Source organism: Yoonia sp. MH D7, from assembly GCF_054439475.1.
In genome coordinates this window covers 1564258-1579777 of record NZ_JBTJCF010000001.1, presented here as the reverse complement: position 1 = coordinate 1579777, position 15520 = coordinate 1564258, and the positions used below count along the sequence as shown (strand labels likewise).

The 15520-nt window shown below is 56.2% G+C and carries 16 protein-coding genes and 1 tRNA gene; 13 read left to right on the top strand and 4 right to left on the bottom strand.

Annotated elements, in window-relative coordinates; genetic code table 11:
- The first annotated feature begins 54 nt into the window (after window positions 1-54).
- Window positions 55-1397, top strand: a protein-coding gene (locus ACXLHR_RS07755; protein ID WP_458790740.1) for an IS3 family transposase whose coding sequence is annotated in 2 segments (ribosomal slippage) — window positions 55-382 and window positions 382-1397 — 1344 coding nt in all. Because the reading frame shifts where the segments join, the coding sequence is not laid out codon by codon here.
- A gap of 35 nt (window positions 1398-1432) precedes the next feature.
- Here ACXLHR_RS07755 and ACXLHR_RS07750 read toward each other — a convergent pair.
- Entirely contained in the window at window positions 1433-2050 is a 618-nt protein-coding gene (locus ACXLHR_RS07750) for a tyrosine-type recombinase/integrase (protein ID WP_458790903.1), read from the bottom strand.
- A 331-nt stretch (window positions 2051-2381) separates the two neighbouring features.
- Here ACXLHR_RS07750 and ACXLHR_RS07745 point away from each other — a divergent pair, with 331 nt between their 5' ends.
- The 10 genes from ACXLHR_RS07745 to ACXLHR_RS07700 all read left to right on the top strand — a co-directional run bounded on the left by ACXLHR_RS07745 (window position 2382) and on the right by ACXLHR_RS07700 (window position 9797).
- A complete protein-coding gene (locus tag ACXLHR_RS07745) occupies window positions 2382-3575 on the top strand; it encodes a tyrosine-type recombinase/integrase (protein ID WP_458790902.1) in 1194 nt (397 codons plus the stop codon).
- Window positions 3572-4339 (top strand): hypothetical protein, encoded by a 768-nt coding sequence (locus ACXLHR_RS07740; protein ID WP_458790901.1) that lies wholly within the window; start codon window positions 3572-3574, stop codon window positions 4337-4339. The genes ACXLHR_RS07745 and ACXLHR_RS07740 overlap by 4 nt, the downstream gene beginning before the upstream one ends.
- Before the next feature lie 91 nt (window positions 4340-4430).
- On the top strand, window positions 4431-4613 hold the full coding sequence (locus ACXLHR_RS07735) for a helix-turn-helix transcriptional regulator (RefSeq protein ID WP_458790900.1): 183 nt from the start codon (window positions 4431-4433) through the stop codon (window positions 4611-4613).
- A gap of 1 nt (window position 4614) precedes the next feature.
- On the top strand, window positions 4615-5022 hold the full coding sequence (locus ACXLHR_RS07730) for a winged helix domain-containing protein (RefSeq protein WP_458790899.1): 408 nt from the start codon (window positions 4615-4617) through the stop codon (window positions 5020-5022).
- Between the two features lie 88 nt (window positions 5023-5110).
- On the top strand, window positions 5111-5989 hold the full coding sequence (locus ACXLHR_RS07725) for a DUF7146 domain-containing protein (RefSeq protein ID WP_458790898.1): 879 nt from the start codon (window positions 5111-5113) through the stop codon (window positions 5987-5989).
- Complete coding sequence (locus ACXLHR_RS07720) at window positions 5986-7488, top strand: YfjI family protein (RefSeq protein WP_458790897.1); 1503 nt, start codon at window positions 5986-5988, stop codon at window positions 7486-7488. Before ACXLHR_RS07725 ends, ACXLHR_RS07720 begins: the two co-directional genes overlap by 4 nt.
- Window positions 7478-7816, top strand: a complete 339-nt coding sequence (locus ACXLHR_RS07715) for a hypothetical protein (protein ID WP_458790896.1) — start codon at window positions 7478-7480, stop codon at window positions 7814-7816. The genes ACXLHR_RS07720 and ACXLHR_RS07715 overlap by 11 nt, the downstream gene beginning before the upstream one ends.
- 1 nt (window position 7817) lies before the next feature.
- Complete coding sequence (locus ACXLHR_RS07710; protein WP_458790895.1) at window positions 7818-8363, top strand: hypothetical protein; 546 nt, start codon at window positions 7818-7820, stop codon at window positions 8361-8363.
- A gap of 57 nt (window positions 8364-8420) precedes the next feature.
- Window positions 8421-8813 (top strand): Rap1a/Tai family immunity protein, encoded by a 393-nt coding sequence (locus ACXLHR_RS07705; RefSeq protein ID WP_458790894.1) that lies wholly within the window; start codon window positions 8421-8423, stop codon window positions 8811-8813.
- Window positions 8814-9182: 369 nt separating this feature from the next.
- Entirely contained in the window at window positions 9183-9797 is a 615-nt protein-coding gene (locus tag ACXLHR_RS07700) for a hypothetical protein (protein WP_458790893.1), read from the top strand.
- A 138-nt stretch (window positions 9798-9935) separates the two neighbouring features.
- Here the strand turns inward: ACXLHR_RS07700 and ACXLHR_RS07695 are convergent.
- Window positions 9936-10011: transfer RNA gene (locus ACXLHR_RS07695), tRNA-Thr, on the bottom strand.
- A gap of 155 nt (window positions 10012-10166) precedes the next feature.
- Here ACXLHR_RS07695 and ACXLHR_RS07690 point away from each other — a divergent pair.
- A complete protein-coding gene (locus ACXLHR_RS07690) occupies window positions 10167-11459 on the top strand; it encodes a cytochrome-c peroxidase (RefSeq protein ID WP_458790892.1) in 1293 nt (430 codons plus the stop codon).
- A 21-nt stretch (window positions 11460-11480) separates the two neighbouring features.
- Here the strand turns inward: ACXLHR_RS07690 and ACXLHR_RS07685 are convergent, their stop codons facing one another.
- Window positions 11481-12947, bottom strand: a complete 1467-nt coding sequence (locus tag ACXLHR_RS07685; protein WP_458790891.1) for a CRTAC1 family protein — start codon at window positions 12945-12947, stop codon at window positions 11481-11483.
- Window positions 12944-14209 (bottom strand): ROK family protein, encoded by a 1266-nt coding sequence (locus ACXLHR_RS07680; RefSeq protein WP_458790890.1) that lies wholly within the window; start codon window positions 14207-14209, stop codon window positions 12944-12946. Before ACXLHR_RS07680 ends, ACXLHR_RS07685 begins: the two co-directional genes overlap by 4 nt.
- Window positions 14210-14430: 221 nt before the next feature.
- Between ACXLHR_RS07680 and ACXLHR_RS07675 the strand changes: the two genes are divergently transcribed.
- Complete coding sequence (locus tag ACXLHR_RS07675) at window positions 14431-15453, top strand: substrate-binding domain-containing protein (protein ID WP_458790889.1); 1023 nt, start codon at window positions 14431-14433, stop codon at window positions 15451-15453.
- Window positions 15454-15520 lie beyond the last annotated feature (67 nt).

Here is a 15520-nt window from a genome sequence, read left to right as displayed (position 1 = left end):
CGTTATTTGATAAGAGAGTGTTTCTGGCTCATCGTCACCACTGAGGAGTGGAAGATGAGACAAACAACGACGAGCCCTGGCGAGAAGATCGTCAAAGACATCAAACGCGCCACGCGCAAGCATTACTCATCCGAAGAGAAGATCAGGATCGTTCTGGATGGTCTGCGTGGTGAAGACAGCATTGCAGAGCTGTGCCGCCGTGAGGGTATCTCTCAGGGCATTTACTACAAATGGTCCAAGGACTTCATGGAAGCCGGAAAGCGGCGCCTTGCGGGCGATACGGCACGTGCGGCGAACACTGACGAGGTGAAGGATCTGCGCCGTGAGGCCCGTGATCTCAAGGAAGTTGTGGCGGAACAAACACTGGAACTCCGTTTGCTTAAAAAAAGCATGCTGGGCGATGGGGGCAACCACGAATGAGATATCCTGCATCTGAGAAACTGGAGATCATCCGGCTGGTCGAGGAAAGCCACCTGTCAGCACGGCTCACGTTGGCAAAGCTGGGCATTCCCCGCACCACATTCTACCGTTGGTATGATCGATATTTGCGGCGTGGCGAAGTTGGACTGCAGGATCAATCGCCGAAGCCCAAACACGTCTGGAACCGCATTCCTGACGAGGTGCGGCGCAAGGTCGTGAAGTTGGCGCTGAAAGAAACCGAGTTGTCGCCACGTGAACTGGCCGTGACGTTCACGGATCGAGAAAGCTATTTCGTATCAGAGGCTTCGACGTATCGGATTTTGAAGGCGCACGATCTGATCACCAGCCCAGCGTTTATCGTTATAAAGGCGGCGAGCGAGTTCAAAGACAAAACCACGGGCATCAATCAGTTGTGGCAGACGGACTTCACATATCTGAAGATCATCGGATGGGGCTGGTTTTATCTCAGCACGATCCTCGATGACTACAGCCGATATATAATCTCGTGGAAACTTTGCACCAACATGAGAACCCAAGACGTGACGGACACATTGGACTTGGCTTTGGCAGCGTCGGGATGTGACCAAGTTCATGTCGTCCACAAACCTCGCCTGCTGAGTGATAACGGCTCCAGCTACGTCTCGGGGGAGCTGGCGGAATGGTTGAAAGACAAGGATATGAAGCACAGCCGTGGCGCGCCCTATCATCCTCAAACGCAGGGCAAGATCGAGCGGTGGCATCAGACCTTGAAGAACCGCATCCTGCTGGAAAACTACTTCCTACCCGGCGATCTTGAGGCTCAGATCGAAGCCTTCGTAGACCACTACAATCACCAGCGTTACCACGAGAGCCTGAACAACGTTACACCCGCCGACGTATACTTCGGACGCGACAAAGCCATTCTACAGCAACGGGAAAGGATCAAACGTAAGACGCTCGAAACGCGACGCTTGCATCACAGACAACACGCCGCATAATGCAACCAACCAGATGAGCCGAACTCTCTCTTAGTCTAGGCCGCCTTTGGTGCCAAAAACCCTGACGACGGACATGCGTCTCGTAGGGCGTAGGTTGGATCAGTGTTGGCTACCCCGCTCGCCACCGCATAGCGAAAGACAGAGCCTATACGGGCGCGGAGGCGGTGGGCGGTCTCATAGTTGCCCTTTGCTTCAACTTTGCGAAGCGTTTTGAGGATCATGGGGGCAGTGATCTCGGAAATTGGTTTGCGACCAAAATCAAGGTTTGCAAGTTTGAGGTGGTATTCGGTTTTTGATAGCGTTGCCTCTGATTTTCCTTCTTTGCGCTGTTTGGCGATAAAGTCTTGGCCGATACGTTCAAATGTTTGGCCCTTGGCCTCCAGTCGGATTCGTTTGTCTTCTTGTTTGGCTTCGCTAGGGTCAATGTCTGCCGCGACTTTGGCACGGGCAAGCTCTTTGGCTTTACGCGCCTGTGCCAAGCTGACCTCGGGATAAACGCCAATCGAAAGCAGACGTTCTTTACCGTACATGCGATATTTGAACTGCCATAGCTTTGAGCCATTGGTTTTGACCAAGACAAACAAGCCTTCGAAATCGGAGACTTTGTACGCTTTTTCGTGGGGTTTAAGGTTTCTTACCTGAATATCTGACAATGGCATGGTTGGGGGTATCACTTTTCCGACTCAAACTCGATACCCCCATGAGCACCCCCAAACTGGGGGTATCGTATCAAACACCACAAGACTGTGCTGGACAACAAGAAGGAACAAAACCCTTATAACACGAGGATATTTGGACGTCATCGGATAAATCTGGATATGAAAATGGTGCCCCCACACGGAACCAAGCTATTGTTTTTACTAGTTCTTATTTGTACATTTTCGTCTGTATCCCCCTTTTTTATATAGCCTAAACTGTCCTGAATTGTCTTGCCATGTCCATCCCTATCCACTAGCTTAAGGTGGATATTTAGGGGGATATAAAATGCGGGCGAAAAATAGACTTTCTGCACAGTTTTTGAAGACCGCACCCGTAGGCAAGCACTGCGACGGTGCGGGGCTTTGGATGGTCAAGCGCGACGATGGCGGCGCGCAGTGGGTGCAGCGTGTGACTGTTCACGGACGTAGGCGTGAAATGGGTTTGGGGGGCTATCCCGCGCTAGGGCTGGCAGATGCCCGCAAACAGTCAGAACGGTGGCGCACTCTGGCAACGGCGGGCCGCGACCCGATTAAAGAGCGTGAAGCCGAAGAGCGGGCTGCGCGGCGCGAAGATATCACGCTGGAAATATTGACCGCAGATGCTTTTGAATCCCGCAAAGCTGAATTGAAAGGGGATGGCACGGCGGGCCGGTGGCTTTCGCCTCTAACAATTCACGTTCTACCAAAGCTGGGCAAAGTGCCGGTTACGGACCTCGACCAGCGCGACATTCGCGACACGCTTGCGCCTATATGGCACACAAAGGCCGACACGGCGCGCAAGGCCATAAACCGGCTTACAATCGTGCTACGCCATGCAGCGGCACTGGGCTTAGATGTGGATCTGCAAGCGACCGAAAAGGCAAAGGCTCTGTTAGGCAAAACGCGGCATGTGGCAAAGAATATCCCGGCTATGATGTGGCCCGATGTGCCCGCTTTCTATACCAGCCTAGAAGAGCCGACCCTAACGCACCTTGCCCTGCGCTTGCTTATCCTGACGGGCGTGCGCTCTTCCCCGCTGCGCAAGATCCGGCTCGACCAGATAGAGGGCGATGTGTGGACAGTGCCAGCCGAAGGCATGAAGGGCCGCAAGGGGGCAACCGACCCATTCCGCGTGCCCCTGTCACATGAAGCCCAGCGCATAATAGACCTTGCGCGCCCGCACGCCCGCAACGGTTTTTTGTTTCCCAACACGCGCGGCGGCGTGATTAGCGATATGACGCTTTCACGGCATATGGAAAGGCGCGGGCTGTACGCGCGCCCGCATGGGTTCCGCACTAGCTTGCGCACATGGCTGGCCGAAGCGACCGACGCCCCGCATGAAGTGGCCGAAGGGATGTTGGCGCATGTGGTGGATGGTGGGGTGGTGCGCGCATACCGGCGCACTGATTATCTGGAGCAGCGCCGCGCGTTGGCCGACCGCTGGGCAGACCATGTGACGGGCGGCGCTGGGCAGATAGTTAAACTGGCGAGTGCGGGATGAGTGAACAGCAAAAACCGCCGTTTTCACTTGCTCAACATACAAGCGAAGCTAAGCGTTTAACGCAGTTGCTTGATGAACAGAAAAAGCAAAAACGGCAGGACTCAGAAGTTTCCTTCGAAGACGACTTTGCACCTAGCTCAAGTCCCGCGAAAGATGACGCTAACTCTGGCATACTACAGACCAAAGCAGGCCGATTGCATTGCTACAATGACCACGTTTTGGACTACATGGAGGGCGCGCTCGATAGAGCTTGCGAGTTGGGGTTGCCAAGAATACCTTGGTTTTTTCCCTTGCAATATCCTCCTGTAAGCGATTTTTTGTTTCAAGTAACTTCCCGAATGGTGGGTGCGTTATCTGAGACCTTGGAGGAACAATCTGACGATTGGCTAGCCTTAAAGTGCTACCTATGTTGGTTAGAAGCTTGCCACGCGCTGACAGACGGTGCCTCTATTTTATATGTGGCAGACAAGATGTTTGTTGCTGGCGCGACTGCCCGTGAGTTTGAATTGTCGGTCAGAAATCGTCGCCATTCCGATTTAGGCCGCCGGCAGAACCGTCACTTGACCGACTTGCGTGAAGGAAAGAATAGGCGCGCGGCCTTGAACGTTGAAGCCAGACGAAAAGTTGTCGCCAATCTAATGGAAGAAACTCGACTTACCGGCGGCAGTCTCGACATATGGTTGGTGAAGCAATTGTTTGAACGGCACAGCATCACCATTGGTCAAAGGACAGTTAGGAGCGACCGTAAGGTAATTACTGGATAGTAAACGAGAGAAACTTGGCAAACCTTGTTAAGCCTTGCCAGCCACATATTGACACATTCGCACCATCCGAAACACGAAAGGATGTTGCGATATGCAAACCTACCTCACTCTAACTGAACTACGCGCCAAGCTTGGCGGGCGTTCACGCTCTGCAATTTATGTCGACCTTGCTGCGGGCCGACTGCCCCAGCCGATAAAGCTTGGCGGACGTCTCTACTGGCCAGAAGGCGACGTTGAAACGCACCTGCGCGCCATGCGCGAAACGGTGGCTTAATATGAGCCGCAAAAATGAAATGGCCCGGAACCTGTTTGGGCAGGAACCGAGCAGGGTAGATAGCCATGTAAACGCGGCCAATACCCGAATCATAGCACAGCGTAAGCCGTCGCGCCACAACGGCGGCAAAGCCTACACCGTCAAAACGACCGGCGGCGATATTTTCCGCGTTGTCGTCTCTGGCCGTGTGCGCTGGGCGCTCGACCAGTTGTGCCGCGTGGGATTGGCGGGATGCACGCCTATCGACAATCCGGCCCCCCGCTGGAGCGCGTACATCTTTGACCTTCGCGGCATGGGTATCGAGATCGAAACCATCCATGAACCGCACGAAGGCGAGTTTGCAGGCACGCACGGGCGCTATGTGCTGCGCTCGACCCTCACGCGCGTGATGCAGGGGGATGCGATATGAACCGCCTGCAAATTCTCTACCTGCGCCGCCTGCACGGTTTGACCGAAGCGCAGGCGCACGCCTTGTCTGTGCTGATCTGGGGGGCTTCATGATGGATGCAAAGCACCTCACCCAAACCCTGCGCGGCAAATGGTATGGCCGCTATGGCAGCGCACCGTGCCCCGTGTGCCAGTGTGAAGGCCGCAAGGGGCAGAACGCGCTAACCTTGGCCGATGGCATCGGCGGCAAGCTGCTGTTGAATTGCAAGAAGGGAGGCTGCGACTATCGCGACATTGCGACAATCGCCGGTGTCACGCAGGGCACCTACACGCCGCCGGATCCGGTAATCATCGCCCAGCGCGCAGCAGAACAGCGCAAGGCCGATGCAAAGCGCGCGCAGCAGGCGCAGCGGCTCTGGACGGGCGCGCAGCCTGTCGCGGGCACAGTTGCGGAAAGCTATCTGAGGGGGCGGGGCATTACCTGCCCCCTTCCCAACACCCTGCGCTTTGACCCGCAATGCTGGCACGCGAGTGGCAAACGCGTTCCCGCTCTGGTGGCACTGGTGCAGGGCGGCGCGGGCTTCGCAGTGCATCGCACCTATCTGCGCGACGATGGCAGCGGTAAGGCCGACGTGACGCCACCCAAGATGATGCTAGGCGCGGTGCAGGGGGGTGCTGTGTGCCTGTCTGGGGGCGCTGCGCCGCTTGTGGTGGCGGAGGGAGTCGAGACAGCGTTGAGCCTATTCAGCGGGCTGCTGCGCGCCCCTGCGACCGTTTGGGCGGCGCTTTCTACATCGGGAATTCGCGGCCTGCACCTACCGGACACGCCGGGGCGTTTGACGATTGCCCCCGATGGCGATGCAGCAGGCCGTGCAGCGGCGCAGGCACTAGCAACACGGGCGCACGGGATGGGGTGGCAGGTATCGCTTTTACCTGCCCCTGACGGGCGCGATTGGAACGATATTTTGACCGGAAAGGGGGCCGCATGATGCAGGTTCTTCCAACACCAAAACCCTTCACGCCCGAAGGACCGCAACCGCTCTTGCGCGAAATCGCTGACGGTGCCGAATACCCCGTGCAGGCATTGGGGCCGCTAGCCGAAGCTGCGCAAGCCGTTCAGGGCATGACGCAGGCACCGCTTGCAATCCCTGCCGCATCGGCGCTGGCCGTGGCATCGCTAGCGGTGCAGGGTTTTGCCGATGTGGAGACACTGGGCGGCGCGCGTGCCCTTTCGCTGTACCTGCTGACCATCGCGGGCAGTGGCGAACGCAAATCAAGCTGCGATACGCCACTTATGGCGTCCCTGCGCGAATATGAGCGGGAACAGGGGAAGGCCCAGCGCGATGATATGCAATTATGGATAAATGCGCAGGCACTCTGGAAAGGGGAGCGCGACCGGATCCTCAGCGAAGCCAAGCGCGGCAAGGGAGAGAAGAAAACAGCCGCGCGCGCGGATCTGGACGCGCTGGGCGCGGAACCGGCGGCACCGCCGTCTGCTGACCGCACCGTGACAGAGCCGACCTTTGAAGGACTGACACGCTTGTTTGCGACCGGCCAGCCGTCCCTTGGCATCTTCAGCGACGAAGGCGGGCAGTTTTTGGGCGGGCATGCCATGAACTCGGAGAACCGGCAAAAGACGCTGGCCGCGTTGAATGACCTTTGGATGGGCAACCCTATACGGCGTACACGCTCAGGCGATGGGCACTCGACCTTGTTCGGGCGGCGGCTGGCCGTTCATCTCATGGTGCAGCCCGGCGTGGCGCGTGGCTTCATGGCGGATCCGATGGCAGCAGATACCGGCTTTCTACCCCGCTTTCTGATTTGTGAGCCGCGCAGCACCATCGGCGCACGACTGCACGGCACCATGCGCCGCGATGGGGGCGCGTTGGATCAATTCGGTATACGCCTTCGCGAAATCTTGGAAACGCCCATGCTGATGGATGCAGACACCCGTGAATTGCAACCGCGCACGCTACCGCTGTCGGATGGCGCGCGTGCGCTTTTGATCCGCTATGCGGACACGGTAGAAGCGGCACAGGCACCGGGCGGCACGCTGCACCGCTTGCCCGGCTATGCCAGCAAATCCGCAGAACAGGCGGCGCGCATTGCGGGCGTGCTGACGATGTGGCGCGACCTGCGCGCGCCCGAAGTGACCCCCGCCGATATGGGCAACGGCATCGCCTTGGCGCAGTTTCACCTGTCCGAAGCGGTGCGGCTGGCCGATGCTGCAACGGTATCTGTCGAAATCGACCGGGCCGAAGCCCTGCGCAAGTGGATGCTGGAGGGCTGGACAGAGACGGAAATCATGGTGCGCGATGTTGTGCGCCTTGGACCGAACGCGCTGCGCGAAAGCCCGAAGGCACGCGCAGCACTTGCCTTGCTGGAACGCCACGGCTGGATTGCACCGCTAGACCCCGGCACGCTTGTACGGGGCGCTGCACGGGCAGAAAGCTGGCGTATCGTGAAGGGCTGCGCGCATGTGGTTTGATGTGCAGCAGGCGCTAGCCGAAATCGAGGGGGGCACGCCGCCCCCTTCGGTGCAACTGCCGGTACAGGATCCGGCCCCGACACCTGCGCCCCGTGTCGCGGTTGTCGCAGGTGTCGCAACACCCCTAGCACAGAAACGCCAAATTGCAGCGGATCCAGACGCACAACACCCGCACGGAACCACCCTTGATGGGCAACCCCTGACATGGACCGGCCGCGTTGTATCGCTGGCATCTTGGCGGATGCTGACGGAATGGGATCGGCACGGGCCAAAAGGCAAGCACTGGAACGGCGTAACGAAACAATGGGACCACCCGAAAGGAAATTGAAATGGCTAAGAGCGTATCGAAGAAAGAAAAGAACAACCCAAAAATTGTGGATAGAAAACGACCATCGCTAGAGATGAACGAAGATGAAAACGGCGTTTTGCAAATCGGAATTGATGGTGACTTTGGTCGCATATCCACCCCTGAAACGGGAAAGCCTGTCGCGCTGGGCCTCATTGCACAAATTGCCAGTTTGGGGTCGCATGAAAAGCGGATAGATGAAGTGGCTTCAAACTTCGCGATTGGCTTTTTGGATGCGATGGCCCCCAAAGATGCAGCCGAAGCTTTGTTGTTCACGCAGATGGCGGCGATACACCAAGCGACCATGATGCTTGCGCGCCGCTTGAACCATGTTGAAAATATCCCGCAACAGGATGCAGCAGAACGCGCCCTGAATAAGCTTGGCCGCACCTATGCAGCACAGATGGACACATTGAAGCGATATCGCAGCAAAGGGCAGACAGTGCGCGTTGAGCGTGTGACAGTCGAAAGCGGCGGGCAGGCTATAGTTGGGAACGTGACAAAGGGGGGGGCGAATAATGAAAAGTGACGCTTACCCCATGCACTGTGTGATAGACGTACATTCAGACAACTAAGTGAGAATAATATGAAGCTTTATCTTTACGTGATTTTATTGGCGGGCTTTTCTGTCGCACAACCAGCCAAGGCGCAGACTATTTCCGGAAATGACCTGCATGAAGCCTGCACCTCGGATGACCAAGCGATGGCTGCCTTCTGTGTGGGCTACCTCATCGGACAGATAGAGGGGCAATTTCTGGGCGGATTGCTTTTCAGCCAAAGCGCAGAGGATGACATAGATACGGAAAGCTTTAACAGCCTTGCCAACATAGCCTTCCAACACTGTATTCCCCCAGACGTACTAAATTCCCAGCTTCGCGATGTTGTTGTAAGGTATTTGCAGGACAACCCTGCTACACGCCACGAAACTGCACGGTTTCTCGTCTTGGAGGCTTACCGTGACGCCTTCACCTGCCCATGAAGGAAACCAGAATGACCAGCGCGTTTGCAATGCACGCAGCCCAGCGCTGCACCGCGAAATCAAAACGTACCGGCCAGCCCTGCAAAAGCCCAGCGGTTAGCGGGTGGACCGTTTGCCGGATGCACGGTGCGCGGGGTGGCGCAGGATCCGGTAGAGCGCACCCGAACTGGAAACATGGAGAGAGAGGCTATCAAGCTGTCGAACTTCGGGCTGCTATTGCGGCACTCGTGGGAACAAAAAAAGGACACCGATAGACATTTGAGGCGAGCCGCTAAAGACTATTTGACTGAAAATTTTTCGAATGATTCAACCGATGCTGCTGCTACAGTCACGATGTATAGACAATTTTAGGTTTGAAGGGGCAGCACAATGGTCGAAAAGGCAATTGAAGGCAAAATCAGGGTTCTAGGGTTAGAAAGCTGGTGGCATGAAGAGTTGACGCCGGAGGACCGCGATGCAGTCGAGCAATCCTACGGGCCAGACCAAGGCGAAATTGAGGGTTCACTAAGTTGGACAACACAGTCACGCATTAGCTTTCTTACAAACGTGGCGGATTGGCTAAAAGGTGAAGGAACTAGATTTACAGCGTACAAATTTATCGCAAAAGCGGACAATATATGGCCTGATGATGCACCTGCTATAGATAGGCACTTTGCGCTATCAGTAATGTGTAAGGTTTTTTACCGTTGGCGTGACGTGGATAAATTTGCATTGGAAGCGGCCATTGATGCATGTAGGCGTTCTGTCTTGATGCACCAAGAGGCTTTAGTTGCCTTCAAGCAACCTGCACATATCCTACCTTGGGGCAGCGGCCTTCCCGGCCACTACTGTTTCAAGCAGTTGGCGATAATTGAAGAAAAACGCGGGAATTTTGAAGATGCGTTGAAGCTTTGCGATGAAGCAAAGCAGGCGGGCTGGACGGACGACTGGGATAAGCGTGTTGTGCGACTTCGTAAGAAATTAGCGAAGGACAAAAAGTCTTAGGCAAAGTGGTTTGTCCGAAGTTTGTTACGTCTAAGGCTAAACCTCATAACCGCAATCCAGAAGGTGGATAATTAGGGGGATGCAGAAAGGAGCCTTTGTCATTTTTTATATAAAATACAATGACTTAACGGATTTAAATGGTGCCCCCACACGGACTCGAACCGCGGACCTACTGATTACAAATCAGTTGCTCTACCAGCTGAGCTATAGGGGCACTTTGTGTGGCGGATATAGCAGGAGGCTGTTGAAAAGCGCAATGGGGTTTTTGCGAAAAAACCATGTTTTTTTCGGAGCTCGATTTTTGCTAAAAATAGGGATCTAAGTGTTATCCAGATTGTGTGACTGATAACGTTAAGTCATGTTGCTGGCATGCGTTATTTACTTTTGCTGATAGCCTCGATCCCATTGCCTGCGTTTGCAGAGCCGCCGGCCCCAGTGACCGACGCGGATTATGCGCCCGTGTCTTTGCAGGAGGCGCTCTTGGGGCGCGATTTGTTTTACGATCCGATCTTGTCTGGCAACCGCGAAGTGTCCTGTGCCACCTGTCACCATCCAGCCTTTGGCACTGCTGACGGGCTGTCGTTGGGTATTGGTGATGGGGGGCGCGGGTTGGGTCCGTCGCGCGTTGTTGACCCCGACAATCTGCCGGAAGCGCGGATTCCGCGGAATGCGCCCGCGCTGTTTAATTTGGGCGCGCATGAGTTCACCCGCCTGTTTCATGACGGACGTATTGAGGTGGATGCAGCCCGCACGCACGGAATCCGTACTCCATTGGACGCAGATATGCTGGTCGGGTTTGCCTCGCTTTTATCCGCCCAGACAATGTTCCCTGTGCTAAGCCCTGACGAGATGGCAGGCCATTATAATGAGAACGACATTTCCAAAGCGGTCCGCCAAGGTTTGCTGACAGGGCAGGGCGGTGCGTGGGATATTATCGCAAGGCGCGTCGAAGCGGTGCCTGAATATGCGAGGCAGTTCGCGGTAGTGTATCCTGAGCGTGGCAGGATTGATTTTACCGATATTTCCAATGCGATTGCGGCGTTTATGGCGTTTGAGTGGCGCTCGGATACGGCACCTTTCGATGCGGTTTTGAGAGGTGCTGCAACGCTGGACGGCGCGGCAGCACAGGGCATGGAATTGTTTTACGGAGATGCGGGCTGTGCCAATTGCCATAGCGGCCCTTTTTTGACGGACCATGATTTTCACGCCATGGGAGCACCGCAAATTGGCCCCGGCAAAGCCGCCGCGTTCGAGAACCATGCCCGCGATGAAGGCCGCTATCTGGTGACGGGTCACGTCGAAGATCTATATGCGTTCCGCACGCCGTCATTGCGAAATGTGCTGCTGACGGGGCCTTATGGACATGCCGGCGCGCACCGTGATCTGGCGGCGTTTCTGAGTGATCACGCCGATCCCGTGGCGGGATTGGCACGCTATGATGTTGCACAGGCCGTATTGCCCGGGATGGATGTTATTGATCTGTCCGAGGATTTTACGCCGATTTCTCGTGCCGTCGCAGTGACGGGCCAGAGGCTGGATGAAACGCAGATCCAAGCCTTGATCGCGTTTCTTGACACGCTGACCGATCCCGTTGCAACCGATGGCAGGTTGGGTGTGCCGGATACGGTGCCAAGCGGGCTGCCGGTGGATTTCCCAGAGTGAGAAAATGTGTCAACCACAGATCTATCTGACGGGGTGTAAGATGTGCTGCGCATCGGTGTCCAGCGTTGCATCAGTCACGTTTCCATTTGGCCATATAACACGCACCTCCGCTTGCTCTGCATCGCCAAGCCCGAAGTGCAGAGGCCCCGCTTGCCCGCCCGCATGACCGCCGCCGACCATAACTTGCTGGCTTTGCCCATTGACGGTGACCTGCGCACCGACCGCGCGGGTATTGGGGGCGGCGCTGCGCAGATCTAGCGTGATCCAGTGGCCGGTAGCTGGGCTGACATTGCGATACAGCTCGATATCCGCACGACGGTTGTTGACCACCAAATCCAACAGTCCGTCACCGTCAAAATCAACTAGCGCCGCCCCACGCGACCGCTCGGTCGTAGCGACACCTGCATGTGTCGCCGCCTCGAAAAATGTGCCATCCACGTTTTGCATCAACAGGTTGTTAGGGTCGGCCATCGCCAACCCCGGCATCTGGTCCACGTTGCCCTTAGCAATAAACAGGTCCGGACGGGTGTCGTTATTTATATCGCCAAATTGCGCATGCCATCCGGTTGACGGCCTGCCGTCCTCGCCTGTGTGGGGGCGTTGCGCATAGGTGCCAATGGAAAAAGGGGCTGCTATATAGGTGCCGTCTGCTTGCGCCAGTTGCATCAACTGGTCGCCCATCGAGGTCAACACAACCTCGTCGCGTCCATCGCCTGTAATATCGCGCGAGGCAATGCCCATGCCCCAAACTGATAGGCGCGGCCAGCCATCGGCTTCTGTCAAAAACCGCATCGCGGCCGTGTCCCACATCTGTTCAGCCCCGTCGCGCAGATAGTAATGGCGGTCATTGGAAATTCGCAAGCGATGCTGGCCCGATGCGTCACGAGCCGCAAGCATCGAAAGCGCACAGTAGCCGGGGGTCAACACGTGTTGCGTGTAGCCATTTGGCTGCGGGATCAGGACCGCGTTGTCGTCACAAGCCCCGAACGGTCCTTCCGGATCATCTCGGTCAACATAGTTTCCTAACGCCATCGTCGGCCTGTCGCCATCCCACCATGCCGAAAAACTTGTGGTCCATGCCGTGCCTGCGGGCATACCCCAGCGGTCCGTCGCATCCGTGAAAGTGCAATCGCCTGTGCCTTGTAGCACTACATTTGGCCCGACGCGCATCACAAACAGGTCTAGAATATCGTCGCCGTCGATGTCCAGCGGATAGGCCCCTGTGACGCCTGTAAGTGGCGCAATGGTTGTGCGTTCAAACGTAAATGCGCCAGTATTTTTCCAAAGGGCGGCAGGGGCCTCGCCGCCTGCTGCAAAAATGTCAGGCAGGCTATCATCGTTGCAATCCAGCACGCTGACACCGCCGCCGACAAAATGTTCCCAGCCGCCGCTATAGCTGTGGGGCCCAAGGGCGTCGCTGTGGTCCTCGAACAGAGGGCCTGCGCCTGCGCCGGTGGCCATAACGCATAGGAGCAGTGCGCGGATCATGAGCGTGCTTCGGTCAATGCGGCATCGGTCACAGCGGCGAGCGCCAGAGCCGTTGCACCTCGCGCCCAGACCAGATCGCCCCATGCATGGATTTCCACAGGGCAGGGCGCGCGCCCGTCTGACAGCGTTAGCCGCCGCATCTCAGCCATTACAGAATCGGCGTAAAGATAATCATAGCGCATCCGCTCGCCCGACAGGATAATCAGTTCAGGATCAAACAGTTGCACTACATTTGACAGTGCCACCGAAAGGTAACGCCCTGCGCGCCTGAAAATCGTGCTCGCGGCCTCGTTGCCCGCTTTGGCCTGCGTGTAGAGCAAATCAAGCATGGCATTCGGGCTTTGCACATTACGCGAGCCGCGATCAAGGGCGGTCCCTGCTTCGCGCACTAACGCATAGTCGGCAAGATATGCTTCAAGACACCCGCGCTGCCCGCAACGACACAATGCGCCGTCAAGTTGCACCTTGGTGTGCCCTAATTCCAAACCCATACCGCGCGAGCCGCGAAACAAGCGGTTATCAAGCACCAGACCCATGCCAACTCCGTGCTCGATCGTCACGACCGCAAAATTGGCGAGCTCTCGCCCAACCCCAAACCAAAGCTCGGCCAGCGTCAGCATATTGGCATCGTTATCCACATAAAACGGCAGGTTGTGCCGTTTGCTAAACCCGTCGGCAAGGTTCACATCGCGCGCGGTCATCAGCGGCGACCATGCGACCACCCCCGTGATATTGTCCACGATCCCGGACAGCCCCACGCCCACCGCATCGATTTCATCAATAGATTTGCCCGAGATCACCAAAAGCTCCGCGATCAAGGCGTCCATTTCGTCGAGCACCACTTCGACGTCTTTGCGCGGTTGTGGAGTAGTCAGCGAGGCATCGGCTAACACGTTACCTGCAAAATCTGTCAGCACGGCGGTATGAGTTTCTTCGGATAGCTTGATGCCGATCACATGTTTGCAGTCACGCACAACTTCGAGGGCCACAGGCGGGCGGCCACGCGCGTGCTCACGCGCCAACCCTTCGACCTCGCGTAGCATCCCGCGTGCGATCAAATCAGCGGTCAGCGTGGTTACCGACCCCGCACTGATTCCCAAGGCGCGGGTGATATCAGCGCGCGCAGCACGTCCTGCGGCGCGCACATGTTCAAACACTTGCTGGCGTAACGTCGTCGCATCACGGCCTAAAACCGGCAAAATCGGGCCACATCCTTGCGGCAGGTGTGGCATAACTGCCTGCTTTTCATGGCTGTCATACATAATTTAGCCCTTGAATTAAAATTCCAAAAATCACACTGATATCGTTGCTGTTGGGGTAGGTTGGCGAATTAAATACCGATAGACTAGCCCGAAAAGCAATATTTATAGAAAATTCCCTAATTTTTATTTTGACAACTGAATTAAATGGCGCATGTTGGGCCTATCGAGTCCAAAGACTCGTGATTCCGTATCCGCGGAAGCTGCATATCTGGGAGGATTTCATGCATAAATCTATTATTGCTGCCGCCATTGCGGTTGTCGGTTTTAATTCGGCCGCTTTGGCCGATGGTCTGACTGTTGGTGTAAGTTGGTCGAACTTTCAGGAAGAGCGCTGGAAAACCGACGAGGCCGCGATGAAGGCTGCGATTGAAGCAAACGGCGACACATATATTTCTGCCGATGCACAAAACTCTGCCGCCAAGCAGTTGACTGACGTTGAGGCCTTGATCGCACAGGGTGTTGACGCGCTGGTTATTCTCGCCGTTGACAAAGACGCTGTCGGTCCCGCAATTAACGCGGCCGCTGGCGAGGGTATTCCTGTCGTAGGCTACGACCGTCTAATCGAGGACGCGCGGGCTTTCTACCTGACATTTGACAACAAAGGCGTGGGTTCCATCATCGCACAGACCGTGATGGATGTGCAGCCAACCGGCAATTACGCAATCATAAAAGGCGACAAAGGCGATCCTAACGCATTGTTTTTGCTAGAAGGTATGATGGAGGTGATCGGTGACAAAGTGGCCTCGGGCGAGATCGTGATCGTCGGCGAAAGCTTTACAGACGGCTGGAAACCGGACAACGCGCAAAAGAATATGGAGCAGATCCTGACGGCTGCAAATAACGAAGTTGACGCTGTTCTGGCTGAAAACGACGGTATGGCGGGTGGCGCGATTGCCGCACTTGCAGCGCAGGGGCTGGACGTGCCGGTAGGCGGTCAGGATGGCGACCACGCTGCGTTGAACCGTGTGGCCCGTGGCACACAAACAGTGTCGGTCTGGAAAGATGCACGTCAGTTGGGTGCTGCCGCAGGTAATATCGCTGCGGCATTGGCGGCGGGCACGGCGCTTGACGCAATCGAGGACGCTGTGACCTGGTCCGGTGGTGAAAACGGCGTTGAAATGAACGCGATCTTTCTGGCGCCGACACCTGTGACCAAAGATAACATCAGCGACGTTATCGACGCAGGCCACATCGAAAAAGACAAAGTTTGCGAAGGCGCAATGGACGGTGTCGCCGGCTGTTAAGCAAAATACCACGCTGGCTGGTGCATTAACTGTACCAGCCAACATATTGACCTTATTATAGATACTG